12 protein-coding genes and 2 pseudogenes are annotated in these 12,908 nt (G+C 69.7%); 6 read left to right on the forward strand and 8 right to left on the reverse strand.

The genetic code is table 11. The features are described 5' to 3' along the window. The first annotated feature begins 31 nt into the window (after positions 1 to 31). The 3 genes and pseudogenes from leuA to ACRRRO_RS16400 all read left to right on the forward strand — a co-directional run bounded on the left by leuA (position 32) and on the right by ACRRRO_RS16400 (position 3,311). Positions 32 to 1,740 (forward strand): annotated as a pseudogene (leuA, locus tag ACRRRO_RS16390) (2-isopropylmalate synthase). Between the two features lie 57 nt (positions 1,741 to 1,797). Continuing rightward, positions 1,798 to 2,529: a DNA repair protein RecO gene (recO, locus tag ACRRRO_RS16395; protein ID WP_424786186.1), complete on the forward strand. Its 732-nt coding sequence runs from the start codon at positions 1,798 to 1,800 to the stop codon at positions 2,527 to 2,529. Then, positions 2,526 to 3,311, forward strand: coding sequence for an isoprenyl transferase (locus tag ACRRRO_RS16400; protein ID WP_424795986.1), 786 nt, complete (start codon positions 2,526 to 2,528; stop codon positions 3,309 to 3,311). Before recO ends, ACRRRO_RS16400 begins: the two co-directional genes overlap by 4 nt. Before the next feature lie 134 nt (positions 3,312 to 3,445). Here ACRRRO_RS16400 and ACRRRO_RS16405 read toward each other — a convergent pair whose 3' ends face one another. The 5 genes from ACRRRO_RS16405 to ACRRRO_RS16425 all read right to left on the reverse strand — a co-directional run bounded on the left by ACRRRO_RS16405 (position 3,446) and on the right by ACRRRO_RS16425 (position 7,242). Beyond that, entirely contained in the window at positions 3,446 to 4,018 is a 573-nt protein-coding gene (locus ACRRRO_RS16405) for a DedA family protein (RefSeq protein WP_434080591.1), read from the reverse strand. Continuing rightward, positions 4,018 to 4,410, reverse strand: coding sequence for a Fur family transcriptional regulator (locus ACRRRO_RS16410; RefSeq protein WP_424786183.1), 393 nt, complete (start codon positions 4,408 to 4,410; stop codon positions 4,018 to 4,020). The genes ACRRRO_RS16405 and ACRRRO_RS16410 overlap by 1 nt, the downstream gene beginning before the upstream one ends. Positions 4,411 to 4,423: 13 nt before the next feature. Then, positions 4,424 to 5,299 carry a metal ABC transporter permease gene (locus tag ACRRRO_RS16415; RefSeq protein ID WP_424796331.1) on the reverse strand — a complete coding sequence of 292 codons (876 nt, stop codon included), beginning with the start codon at positions 5,297 to 5,299 and terminating at the stop codon, positions 4,424 to 4,426. A 95-nt stretch (positions 5,300 to 5,394) separates the two neighbouring features. Further along, positions 5,395 to 6,084, reverse strand: a complete 690-nt coding sequence (locus ACRRRO_RS16420; protein WP_434080592.1) for a metal ABC transporter ATP-binding protein — start codon at positions 6,082 to 6,084, stop codon at positions 5,395 to 5,397. Between the two features lie 72 nt (positions 6,085 to 6,156). After that, positions 6,157 to 7,242, reverse strand: a complete 1,086-nt coding sequence (locus tag ACRRRO_RS16425; RefSeq protein ID WP_434080593.1) for a metal ABC transporter substrate-binding protein — start codon at positions 7,240 to 7,242, stop codon at positions 6,157 to 6,159. A 166-nt stretch (positions 7,243 to 7,408) separates the two neighbouring features. Here ACRRRO_RS16425 and ACRRRO_RS16430 point away from each other — a divergent pair, with 166 nt between their 5' ends. The 3 genes from ACRRRO_RS16430 (at position 7,409) to dusB (ending at position 9,973) form a co-directional block, all read left to right on the forward strand. Beyond that, complete coding sequence (locus ACRRRO_RS16430) at positions 7,409 to 8,173, forward strand: YibE/F family protein (RefSeq protein ID WP_434080594.1); 765 nt, start codon at positions 7,409 to 7,411, stop codon at positions 8,171 to 8,173. Then, positions 8,136 to 8,678 (forward strand): YibE/F family protein, encoded by a 543-nt coding sequence (locus tag ACRRRO_RS16435; protein WP_434080595.1) that lies wholly within the window; start codon positions 8,136 to 8,138, stop codon positions 8,676 to 8,678. The genes ACRRRO_RS16430 and ACRRRO_RS16435 overlap by 38 nt, the downstream gene beginning before the upstream one ends. 110 nt (positions 8,679 to 8,788) lie before the next feature. Next, positions 8,789 to 9,973: a tRNA dihydrouridine synthase DusB gene (gene dusB, locus ACRRRO_RS16440; protein ID WP_424795991.1), complete on the forward strand. Its 1,185-nt coding sequence runs from the start codon at positions 8,789 to 8,791 to the stop codon at positions 9,971 to 9,973. A gap of 54 nt (positions 9,974 to 10,027) precedes the next feature. On the opposite strand, the pseudogene ACRRRO_RS16445 reads toward dusB, so the two are convergent. The 3 genes and pseudogenes from ACRRRO_RS16445 to ACRRRO_RS16455 form a co-directional block, all read right to left on the reverse strand. Beyond that, a pseudogene (locus tag ACRRRO_RS16445) lies at positions 10,028 to 11,759 on the reverse strand (glycoside hydrolase family 13 protein). A 75-nt stretch (positions 11,760 to 11,834) separates the two neighbouring features. After that, positions 11,835 to 12,113, reverse strand: coding sequence for a hypothetical protein (locus ACRRRO_RS16450; protein ID WP_434080596.1), 279 nt, complete (start codon positions 12,111 to 12,113; stop codon positions 11,835 to 11,837). Next, entirely contained in the window at positions 12,076 to 12,870 is a 795-nt protein-coding gene (locus tag ACRRRO_RS16455; protein WP_434080597.1) for an ABC transporter substrate-binding protein, read from the reverse strand. Before ACRRRO_RS16455 ends, ACRRRO_RS16450 begins: the two co-directional genes overlap by 38 nt. Between the last annotated feature and the right edge of the window lie 38 nt (positions 12,871 to 12,908).

Consider the following 12,908-nt stretch of genomic DNA (forward strand, 5'->3'; position numbering starts at 1 on the left):
CACAACGATGAGCACTCGCACTATTCACGGCATGCCGGTGGGCAAGTACCGGCCGTTCCTGGACACGATGGCGGTGGATCTGCCGAACCGGCAGTGGCCCTCACGGCGGATCCAGCAGGCACCGCGATGGCTATCCACCGACCTGCGCGACGGGAACCAGGCCCTGATCGAACCCATGGATCCGCAGCGCAAACGGACCATGTTCGACCTGCTCGTACGAATGGGGTACAAGGAGATCGAGGTCGGGTTCCCCGCGGCCAGCAAGGCCGACTTCGACTTCGTCCGTTCCATCATCGCCGATGACGCGATCCCGGAGGACGTGACGATCTCGGTGCTGACCCAGGCGCGCGAGGACCTGATCGAGCGCACCGTCCGCTCACTGATCGGGGCGCACCGGGCGAACGTGCACATGTACAACGCCACCGCGCCGGTGTTCCGGGAGGTGGTGTTCCGCAACGACAAGGACGGCACGAAACTGCTGGCCACCGCTGGAACCCAGCATGTGATGGACCACGCCGAGAAGTTGCTGGACCCCGATACCGAGTTCGGGTACCAGTACTCCCCGGAGATCTTCTCCGACACCGAGTTGGAGTACGCCCTGGAGGTGTGTGCGAGGCGGTCATGGACGTGTGGTCCCCCGGCGAGGGCCGCGAGATCATCCTGAACCTGCCCGCCACCGTGGAGCGGGCCACCCCGAACGTCTACGCCGACCAGATCGAGTGGATGTCCACGAACCTGTCCCGCCGGGAGTTCGTGTCGCTGAGCGTGCACCCGCACAACGACCGGGGCAGCGCGGTCGCCGCCGCCGAGTTGGCGGTGATGGCCGGTGCGGACCGGATCGAGGGGTGCCTGTTCGGTCAGGGTGAGCGCACCGGGAACGTGGACCTGGTGACCCTGGGCATGAACCTGTACAGCCAGGGCATCGATCCGCTGATCGACTTCTCCGACATCGACGCGATCCGCCGCACTGTGGAGCACTGCACCCAGATGGATGTGCACCCGCGCCACCCCTACGGCGGGGACCTGGTCTACACCGCCTTCTCCGGATCCCACCAGGACGCGATCAAGAAGGGCTTCCAGAACCGGGCGCTACAGGTGGCCGAGCACGGCGAGGACGTGCCCTGGGACCTGCCCTACCTGCCGGTGGACCCGCGCGATGTGGGCCGGGACTACGAGGCCGTCATCCGGGTGAACTCCCAGTCCGGCAAGGGCGGAGTGTCCTATCTGCTGGCCTCCACCCGCAGTCTGGACCTGCCACGGCGGTTGCAGATCGAGTTCTCCCGCATCGTGCAGCGCCACACCGATTCCGGGGGCGGGGAGATGACCGCGGACGCGTTGTGGGCGATCTTCTCCGATGAGTACCTGCCGGCCACCCCGGGCAGCGACCTGCGGCCGTGGGGGCGGTTCGAACTCGGCGCCACTCAGGTGATCTCTGCCGGTGACGGCTCCGATGACACCCTGACCGTCACCCTCACCGACGCCTCCGAGCAGGTGGAACTGACCGGGCGCGGCAACGGGCCGGTGGCGGCGTTCGTCGACCTGCTGGCCGGGCGCGACGTCATCGTGCGGGTGCTGGACTACCACGAGCACGCCCTCTCGGCCGGTGGGGACGCCGCGGCTGCGGCATACGTGGAGTGCGAGGTCGGCGACCAGGTGCTGTGGGGGGTCGGCATCGACCCGTCAATCACCACGGCGTCGTTCAAGGCGATCATCTCGGCGGTCAACCGCGCGTTGCGCTGACGGACTCACCGATGGGGCCACCGGGCCTGCCCCGGGGCGATGGTGGACAATGGGGCGGTGCGTACCTATCGGGATGAGGCGATCGTGCTGCGCACCCACAAGTTGGGTGAGGCGGACCGGATCCTGACCTTGCTCACCCGGCACACCGGGCAGGTGCGTGCCGTGGCCAAGGGAGTGCGGCGCACCTCATCGAAGTTCGGTGCGCGCCTGGAACCGTTCAGCCTGATCGACGTCCAGCTCTACTCCGGGCGTAACCTCGACATCGTCACCCAGGTGGACACGATCGCTCCGCACGGTCGGGCGATCGGCTCCGACTACGCCCTGTTCACCACCGCCACCGCGATGGTCGAGACCGCCGGGCGGCTCACCGAGATGGAACGCCAGCCGGCCACCCAGCAGTTCCTGCTGCTGGCCGGTGCGTTGCGCGCCCTCGCTGGGCGTGAGCACGCGATCACGCTGGTGCTGGACTCCTACCTGCTGCGGGCCCTGGCGATCGCCGGCTGGGCCCCGAGTTTCGCATCCTGCGCCCGGTGCCAGTCCGACGGGATCCACCGGGCGTTCTCTGCCGGCATGGGCGGGATGGTGTGCAGCAACTGCCGCCCACCCGGTGCCGCGGCACCGGCCCCGCAGACCGTGGCACTGCTGTCGGCGTTGCTCACCGGCGACTGGGACGTGGCCGACGTCTCGGAGGAGACCCACCGCAAGGAGGCCTCCGGTCTGGTGGCGGTGTACACCCAGTGGCACCTGGAGCGGCAACTGCGTTCGCTGCGGATGGTGGAACGGGTGTGAGCGGACAGGTTCAATCGCCACCCGCGCATCCATCGGGAGCCCGGCCCCCACGGTTGCCGCCCGGCCGGATACCGCGGCACGTGGCGATCGTGATGGACGGCAACGGCCGTTGGGCCAATGCTCGCGGTCTTCCCCGAACCGAGGGACACGCCGCAGGGGAGGCGGTGCTGCTGGACGTGGTGGCCGGGGCGATCGAACTCGGGATCACCCACATCAGCGCCTACGCCTTCTCCACCGAGAACTGGAAGCGCTCGCCGGCCGAGGTGCGCTTCCTGATGGGCTTCAACCGGGACGTGCTGCGCCGGCGCCGCGACGAGATGAACGACTGGGGGGTGCGGGTGCGCTGGGCCGGGCGGCGCCGGCGGCTCTGGCGCAGCGTCATCGCGGAACTCGAGGAGGCCGAGCGCCTCACCGCCAACAACACCGTGTGCACGCTGACGATGTGTGTGAACTACGGCGGCCGCGCCGAACTGGCCGACGCCGCCGCGGCCATGGCCCGCGATGCGGTGGCCGGGCGGGTCGATCCGGAGCGGGTCAGCGAGCGGACGTTGGCCAGGTATCTGGACGAGCCCGACCTGCCGGATGTGGATCTGTTCCTGCGCACCGGGGGAGAGCAGCGCGCGTCGAACTTCCTGATCTGGCAGGCCGCCTACGCCGAGATGATCTTCATCGACAAACCCTGGCCGGAGGTGGACCGCCGGGACCTGTGGGAGGCAGCCGCCGCCTACGCCGCGCGGGACCGGCGCTATGGGGCTGCGGTGGACAGGCCCAGCAGTTCCTGACCGGCACCTCCGCGGGCCCGCTCAGGTCCCGTCGTCAGGAGGAGGGGGTGACCGGTGCGTCGTCGGAGGCTTTGCGCGCGTGGGCGGTCTGGCTGCCGTGCGCTCCCCCACCGCGCAGGCCCGTGTCGCCGCCGTCAAGTCCGCCGTCGACGCTCCCCGGCTCGACCGGCTCGGTACCGGTACCGGTGAGCAGAGGTGGCTCCGCGGCCGCCCGGGCACGCTTGCGCCGGATGCGTAGCGCGATCAGCGTGACGGCCAGGGCCAGCGCCAGGGTCATGGCGATCAGGCCCCGCCGGACTCCCGGCCGCTGCGGCGATGATGGCCGCCCACAACCCGAACCCGATGGTGGAGTAGATCGCGGCCCACGCCAGGGATCCGGGAATCTGGGCCAGGATGTACCACAGCAGCGGAATCCGCAGCATGCCGGCCGCGGCCTGCACCAGCGACTGGAAACCCACCGTGACGTAACAGAACGAGACCACCGGCAGACCCCAGCGCTGGATGGAACGCACACCCGCATCGGCGCCGCCGTCGGAGAGCCAGCGGTGGGCCCGCGCCCGCCACCCGGTGGTCGGTGCGGTCCGCTTCAGCGCCTGCTCGGTGGGGATGCGGCCGATCCAATACATCATCTGCCCGCGCGCCATCGCCATGAGGAACAACACCACGTACACCGCCCAGAAGGGCCCCGTGGTGAAGAAGTTGCCCATCAACTCTCTCTTCCGGCGCAACTTGCGCAGATGCCGTACAACTCCGCGATGTGTTCGACCTCGACGAAATTGTACGCGCGGGCCACGCTGGCGGCCCACTGCTCGACCAGGTCCGCCCCGATCTCCTCGGTGCGTCCGCACCGCCGGCACAACAGGTGATGGTGATGCTCGGTCCGCGCGCACCGGCGGTACATCGCCTCACCCTCGTCGTTGCGCAGCACGTCCACGTCCCCGTTGGTGACCATGGTCTGCACGGTCCGGTACACCGTGGCCAGGCCCACCGAGTGGCCCTGGTCGCGCAGTAGATCGTGCAGTTCCTGTGCGGTGCGGAACTCCTCAGACTCCGCGAGCACCTCGGCAACGGCGGCCCGCTGGCGGGTCATGCGCTGCATGGCCTCATCTCTCCTACGTGACGTTGTTCAGCCGGACATCGTCGGCCATCTCGGGGTGGGCCGACCGGTCCCGGGGGCGCCTGGCCTGGATGATCGGGCGCACCGCGGCGATCAGGGCGTACACGCCGATCGCCACCACCACGATCATCGCACCCGGGGCCAGCCGGTGGAAGAAGGTGATCGTGAGGCCCGTCACGCACACCAGCGCACCGATCACCATCGCCAGCGCCATTGTGCGACGGAAGGAGGAGGTGATGAGCTGGGCGATCGCGACGGGCACGATCATCAGGGCCGAGACCAGCAACAGCCCGACCACCCGCATCGCCACCGTCACGGTCACGGCTGCGACCACGGCGATCAGGATGGTGAGCAAGCGGACCGGCAGACCGGTGGAGCGGGCGAACTCCTCGTCCTGGCAGACGGCGAACAGCGCGGTGCCCAACCCCAGACCGACGACCAGGATCGCCGCCGACATGAGGACGGTCACGGTCAGGTCGCTGGTGGACACGGTGGCCAGCGAGCCGAACAGGTAGGCCATCAGGTTGGCGTTGGTGCCGCCGGCCAGGCCGATGATGACCACGCCTCCGGCGATGCCTCCGTAGAACAACAGCGCGAGCGCCACGTCGCCGCTGGTGGCGCCGCGGGCACGGACCACCTCGATCAGGACCGCACCGATCACGGCCGCGGCCATCGCGCCCGGGACAGCGTAGGCCTCCATGTCCGTGGCTCCGGTGGCGGCACCCACCAACCATCCGATCGCCACCCCGGTCAGGGCCACGTGCCCGATCCCGTCACCGAGCAGCGAGAGCCTGCGCTGCACCAGGTAGGTGCCCACCACCGGCGCCGCCAGGCCCACGATCAGCGCCGCCAGCAGGGAACGTTGCGTCATCGGGCTGGCCAGCACCGCGGCGAGTTGGTCCAGGACGCTCGTCGAGGCCAGGTTCGCCGTCGCACTCGCCGTGGTCATCAGCGCCAGGGCAGCGATCATGGCAGCGTCACCTGGAGCGGGTCGGGCGGGCCCTCGTACTCTCCGTGATCGGCGTGCACGTGCTCATGCTCGGGATGGTCGTGGAACGGCGCAGGTTCGGGCAGGTCGCCGTCGTGGACCACGCGTCCCTGACGGATCACGACCGCGCGGTCGATCAGCGGGCGCAACAACCCGAGTTCGTGCAGCACCACCACCGTGGTGACCTCCTGGGACTTCAACTCGCTGAGCAGGTCGGCGAAGACCTCCTGGCTCGGGTGGTCCACCCCTGCCATCGGTTCGTCCATCAGCAGCAGATCGGGACGTCGGACCAGCGCGCGGGCGATGCTGACGCGTTGCTGTTGCCCACTCGAGAGGTGATGCAGTGCCTTGCCGCGCTGGTCGACCATGCCCACCGCCTCCAGGGCGGCCTCGGTGGCGGCGCGCCCGTCCTTGCCCACCCACCAGCGTCGGCGTGACAACAGGCCGGTGCGGACAACCTCCTCGGCGGTCGCCGGGACGCCGCTGGCCGAACTCGGGCGTTGCGGGACGTAGCCGATCCGGTGCCACGGCGCACCGTGGCCCAGGGGTGCCCCCAGGATGCCCACCTGGCCAGCCGAGATCGGCACCAGGCCGAGGCAGGCGCGCATCAGCGTGGACTTGCCCGAGCCGTTCGCACCGAGTAGCGCGACCATCTCACCCTTGGTCACCTGTAGGTTCGCCCCGGTGCAGGATCTGGACGCCGCCCAGGTGCACGTCCACGTTCGTGGCGTTCAGGGTGCTCACCGGCATGTCAGCCCCTCGGCCAGGGCCTCCAGGTTGGCCTCCATCACCTCGAAGTAGTCGGTGGCCGGTGGGTGCAGGTTCTCCAGGGAGTCCAGCGTGAGGACCTGGAGGTCGAGTTCAGCGGCCAGGGCATCGCTGACCCGTGCGCTGGCCAGGGGGTCCACGAAGATCGTGTTCACGCCCTCGGCGAGCACCACGGCGCGGATCTCGGCGAGGCGGGCCGGGGAGGGTTCCACGTGCGGGTCCAGGCCGGCGATGCCCACCTGGGTCAGGTCATAGCGCATCGCCAGGTAGCCGAAGGCGAGGTGGCTGACCAGCATGACCTCGTCGGAGCAGGAGGCCAGCGTGGTGCGGTAGTGCTCATCGAGAGCGTCCAGATCCGCCTGCAGCTGCGCGGCGTTGGCCTCGAATGTCCCGGCGTGCTCCGTCGCGGTCTGACCGAGCGCCTCGGCAAGTGCGTGAGCGGCAGTGGCCATCCGCTCGGTGTCGAGCCAGAAGTGCGGATCCTCCGTGCCGTGGTCGTGCCCGTCGTGGTCGTCGTCGTGTGCGTGCTGGTCGTTGTGGTCGTCGTCGCGTGCGTGGTCGTCGTCGTGTGCGTGATCGTCGTTGTGGTCGTCGTCGTGTCCGTGGTCGTCGTGTGCGTGCTCGTCATCTGAGGCGGTGCCCGAGTCCGTGCCGGAGCGCACGGTGGCGGAGGTGTCCTGCAGATCCACCACCTCGGCGAGATCCAGTCCGACCGGCCCGGACACCTGCTCCATGGCCGCATCCACCGCGGGCTGGAAGCCGGATAGATAGACGACCACGTCGGCCTGTTCGATCATCGCCACATCGACCGGGGACAGTTCCAGGTCGTGTGGATCGGCGCCGGAGGGCGTGAGGTCGTCGGCGCCGACCAGGTCGCCTCCGACCTGCTCGGCGAGGAAGTGCAGCGGATAGAAGGCCGTCACCACGCTCACGCTCAGGTTCTCCGGTTCCCCGGGAGAGGTGGGGGCTGGGGTGCCGGCGTCGGAACATGCGGCAAGGAGCAGGCCGACGCCCGCCAGGGTCGCCGTGCATCGGAATGGCGCTGTGCGTGCGAACATTGTGCCATTCTCATCGGCAATGAGAACCAGTGTCAATAAGGATATGGTGTGTCCCGTACCACTCTGCACGGATGGTGCGCTGACCCGGCTGCCGTCAAACACGAACGAGGAATTACGGCAGTGTCGCTGCGGCGAGCACGGCCTGATGCCGGGCACAGTGTGAACAATGACGCATGAGCACACCGATACCGACCTCGATCCAGCGGTAGCCCGACGAACACGGCGGATCCTGCTGGCGGTCGTGCTGCCGCTGCTGTTGGCCACCGTCGTGGGTCTGGCCCTCCTGTGGCCGCGGGGGGAGACCCCGGTGGGCTCGCGGGAGAATCCGGTGGAGGGCCCGGGTTTCACCACCGCGGTGATCACCGAGGTCACCGGTGAGGTCGGCACCGAGGCGATGGCCGAACTGCAGGACGGCACCGAGCGGATCGTGCCGATCCAGGTGCCTCCGGAGATCGTCTCCGCCGGGATCGAACCCGGTGACACCATCCGGATCTTCTTCACCACCGGGGCGATGGGCTCGGGTAGCCCGTATGTGTACGTGGACGCCGTCCGGGACGTGCCCTTGTTGCTGCTCACCGGCCTGTACGTGCTCGTCGTGGTGCTGGTGGCGCGGATCCGGGGGTTGATGGCTATCGTCGGCCTGCTGGCTTCCCTGGGTGTGGTGGCGGCGTTCCTGGTGCCGGCGCTGATGTCGGGCGCCCCGGCGATGCTGACCACGCTGGTCGGTGCCAGCGCGATGATGTTCTTCGCGGTGTATCTGGCCCACGGTGTCTCGATCCGCACCACCACCGCGCTCCTGGGCACCTTCATCGGGCTGGCTGTGACGACGGGACTGGCGTGGTGGTCCACGAGTGCGGCGCGGCTGTCCGGGGGGGGGGTCGGACAGTGCGCTGATGCTCGACGCGGTCCTGCCCGGGTTGGGCCTGCGTGACCTGTTGATGTGCGGCATCGTGATCGCCGGGTTGGGCGCGCTCAACGACGTCTCGATCACGCAGGCCTCGGCGGTGTGGGAACTGCACGCGGCGAACCCGGACGCCCCCACCCGCAGCGTCTTCGCCCGGGCGATGCGAATCGGCCGCGACCACATCGCCTCCACCGTCTACACCCTGGCCTTCGCGTACGTCGGCACCGCGATGACCACCCTGATGGTGGTGATGCTCTACGACCGTTCCGTCACCAGCACACTCACCGCCGGGGAGATCGCCGAGGAGGTGGTGCGCACCCTGGTCTCCTCGATCGGCCTGGTACTGGCCATCCCGGCGACCACCTTCATCGCGGCCATGCTGGTGCGCTCCAGCCGCCGCCGTGCTGAGCCGGTCCGGGCCGGCGGCCGGCGAAGCGCCGGGCGCCCCGGCACACCCGTGAGTGTCGAGCACCGGGCTGCCGAGATCGAGTCCGACGACGACGGTGCGCATCGCCAGAGCCCGGCGACGTGAGGCGGTGGGCCGGTGGCCCGGGACCACCTGAGCCGATCAGGTGATCCGGCTCGGCCGCCCGTGGCGGGCATCACCGTGGCCGGCCCCGGCCTGGATGCGAGAATACCCAGGTGAATCCCTTGCAGATCGGCTCCATCACCGTGGGCAGCCCGGTGGTGCTGGCACCGATGGCCGGCGTGACCAATGCGCCGTTCCGTGCGCTGTGCCGCCGGGCCGGCGCTGCCGGGATCCCCGAGGGTGCCGCACTGCCGGGTCCGGCACCGGCCGGGCTGTACGTGGCCGAGATGCTTACGTCCCGCGCACTGGTGGAGCGCACTCCCGAGTCGATGCGCATCATCTCCCACGACGCCGGTGAGGCGGTGCGCAGTGTCCAGCTCTACGGGGTGGATCCGGCCACTGTGGGGGCGGCGACGCGGATGCTGGTCGAGGAGGACCTTGCCGATCACATCGACCTGAACTTCGGCTGTCCGGTTCCCAAGGTGACCCGCAAGGGCGGCGGTGCGGTGCTGCCATGGAAGTCCGAACTCTTCGGGGCGATCGTCACGGCCGCCGTGCGCGCCACCGAGGGCAGCGATGTGCCGGTCACGGTGAAGATGCGGATGGGCATCGACGCCGAGCACCTGACCTACCTCGATGCCGGGCTGCGCGCCCAGGACGCCGGTGTGGCCGCGGTGGCACTGCACGGGCGCACCGCCGCCGACCACTACTCCGGCACCGCCAACTGGGACGCGATCGGAGCACTCAAGGAGGCCGTCACCGACATTCCGGTGCTGGGCAACGGCGACATCTGGTCAGCGCAGGACGCGCTGGCGATGGTGGCCCACACCGGCTGCGACGGGATCGTGGTCGGGCGCGGCTGCCAGGGCCGGCCGTGGCTGTTCACCGACCTGGTGGCGGCCTTCGCCGGCTCATCGGTGCGTCGCCGCCCCGGGCTGGCCCAGGTGGCCACGACGATCCGGGAGCACGCCGAGCTGATGGTGACGCACTTCGGTGATGAGGGTAAGGCCCTGCGGGAACTGCGCAAGCACATGGCCTGGTACCTCAAGGGTTACGTGGTGGGAGGCCCGGTGCGGGCCGCGTTCGGTCTGGTGTCCTCCCTCGCCGAACTGGACGACCGGCTCGCTGCACTGGACCTGGACCAGCCCTATCCCGGCGCCGGGGCGGAGGGGCCGCGCGGGCGCGCCGGCACCCCGAAGGTCCCGCACCTGCCGCAGGGTTGGCTGGACTCCCGGCACCTGGATGAGGAACTGCGAGCCCTGCTGGAGCAGGCCGAACTGGGCGTCTCCGGCGGCTGAGCCCCTCCGTGCTCGCCCGCCCGAGTGCGCGGTGGCTCGCGGTACGCCTCAGTGCTACCCGTCGTCGTCCGCCGGCCGGGGGATGACCGCCCAGACCGCCTCGTCCGGGCCCACGTCGTCGCCTCCGCCGGATGCGAGCAGGACCTCCAGGTCCGTGGGGAGCGGAACGGCCCGCTCGCCCAGATTCACCAGGACCACCACCTCGCGGTTGGTGAAGACCAGCAGATCACCTTCGTTCGCCGGCAGCCCATCCACCCAGGCCAGCGACCCCGAGCCCAATCGCCAGTCACGACGGATCCGGAGTGCGGCGCGCACCAGCTCATAGGTCGAGGACGGGTCACCCTTCTGCATATCGGCCGCCAACGCGGCGAATGAGTCGGGCTGGGGCAGCCAGGTGGCGCCGGTGGGGGAGAAACCGTACCCGGGAGCGTCGGAGCGCCAGGGCAGCGGGATCCGGCACCCGTCCCGGCCCACGACCCGCCCATCGGTGCGCGCGAAGGTCGGGTCCTGGCGCACCTCGCCGGGCAGATCGGTGTGCTCGGGAAGGCCGAACTCCTCGCCCTGGTAGAGGTAGGCCGAGCCCGGCAGCGCCAGCATCAGCAGCAGCCCGGCCCGTGCGCGCCGCAGACCGAGTTCGCCATCGGGCTGTGGGTCGCCCGCGCCGATCCCATTGGGACCCTTGCCGGTCACGGACAATCCGAGCCGGCTGGCGGCACGGACCACGTCATGATTGGAGAGAACCCAGGTGCAGGGTGCTCCGACGGCGTCGAGTTCGAGCAACGAGGTCTGGATGCTCTGCCGCAACGACCCGGCCCGCCAGGGGGTGGTGAGGAACTGGAAGTTGAACGCCTGGTGCATCTCATCGGGGCGGACATACCGGGCCAGCGCGCGATCGTCCTCGACCCACGCCTCGGCGATCAGCACTCGCTCCGGACCGTACTCGGCCAGCACCTCACGCCAGGTGCGGTAGATCTCGTGCACGCGGGGCTGGTCCCACATCGGAGCCTGCTTGCCGGCAGGCTCGGCGCTCTCCTCGGCGCTGATCATCGTGCGGTGGCCCTCCCACTCCGGGAACGACTGATCCTTGATCAGACCGTGAGCCACATCCACCCGGAACCCGGCCACACCTCGGTCCAGCCAGAACCGCAGCACGTCGATGAACTCGCCGCGGACATCCTCGTGCTCCCAGTTCAAGTCCGGTTGGTGGGAGTCGAACAGGTGCAGGTACCACTGCCCCGGACTTCCGTCGGCCTCGGTGATGCGGGTCCAGCCGGGTCCGCCGAACACGCTGCCCCAGTTGTTCGGGGGCTCGGCCCCATCGGGCCCGGTCCCGTCGCGGAAGATGTACCGGTCCCGCTGCGGTGAACCCGGCGGTGCCGCCAGGGCCTCGGCGAACCAGGGGTGGGCGTCCGAGGTGTGGTTGGGCACCAGGTCCACGATCACCCGCAGGCCCAACTGGTCGGCGCGGGCGATGAGGGCGTCCATATCCGACAGCGTGCCGAGCTGGGGGTGCACCGACCGGTAGTCGGCCACGTCGTAGCCGCCGTCGTGCTGGGGGGAGGGGTAGAAGGGTGACAGCCACGCCGCGTCCACGCCGAGGCGGGCCAGGTGGTCCAGCCTGCCGGTGATCCCCGGCAGGGTCCCCGACGCCGTCGCCGTCGGAGTCGGCGAAGGAACGGGGGTAGATCTGGTAGATGACGGCGTCGCGCCACCATCCCGGGGCCTGGTCGGCCCGGTGCACGAGGGTCGTGGTCGTGGCGGCGGCGACGTGCGAAGCGGTGACCATCGGCCCAGTCTCACCCGTGACAGGCGGTGATGCCAATCTGTGCCGCGACCTCGGGCGACCGCGCTGGGTGCTGGGCTATTGGGCGTTCGCCGCGGCAGCGCTGATGGAGTCCACGTACTCCTCCAGCCCCCAGGTCAGGGACAGGGCAGTGGGCGGGGACATCGCCGCGATCAACTGATCACCGGTGATGTGGGCGACGGCGCCGCGCTGGACCGCCGGGATGACCTGGGCGTAGGACTGGTCCAGGAACGTCTGTACCTCCTCGCCGGTGGAGGCGTAGTTCACCAGGATGTCGGCGTCGATCGCGTCGGTGCTCTCATAGGACAGGGCGTAGACGAACGACTCCCCCCCCACCGTCCAGTTCCTCCACCGACGGTGCGCTGGTCAGGCCGAGGTCGAGCAGGAAGTCCACCCTGGAGTCAGCCGGCTTGTACACGTAGAAGGTGCCGCCGACGTCCCATATCGCTGCCACGGTCAGTCCCTGCAGTTCCGGGTGCTCCTGGGTGACGGCGGCCAACGTGCCGTCCAGTTCGGTCACCAGATCCGCGGCCTCGCCCGGCATGGACAGGGAGGTGCCGACGATCTCGATCACCTCGCGCCACGGGGTCGTCCAGGGCTGGTCCGGGTAGGCCACGGTCGGGGCGATCTCGGACAGGATCTGGTACTGCTCCTCGGTGAGGCCCGAGTAGGGGGCCAGGATCAACTCGGGACTGAGCGCGTCGATCTCCTCGTACGCCGGTTCCTCCACGTTCGCGGGCACGATCGCGGGCTCGGCGCCGAGGTGCGCGAGTTCCTCGTTCACCCAGGGCAGCAGGCCGTTGTCGTCCACGGCGTAGGTCTGTGCCTCGATACCCACCGGGACCACCCCGAGTGCGAGCGCGGCCTCGGTGGACCCCCAGCCCAGGGTGACCACGTCGCTCACCCCGGCCGGAACCTCGGTGCGACCAAAGGCGTGGTCGATGCTGACCGGCGCCCCGTAGCGGCCGCCATCGCCGGTGCCTGCGGTGCCGGCGGCTCCGCCTGCTCCGTCGCCGGTGCCGGCGGAGGAACCGCAGGCGGACAGGGCGAGGGTGGCAGCAGCGAGAACGGCCAGGAGCGAGCGTCGGACCACGAGATCTCCACATCCATCGAAAGTTAGGTGAGGCTAAC

This window comes from Sanguibacter sp. Z1732 (genome assembly GCF_051020515.1).
In the GTDB taxonomy this organism is placed as follows: domain Bacteria; phylum Actinomycetota; class Actinomycetes; order Actinomycetales; family Beutenbergiaceae; genus CALKWS01.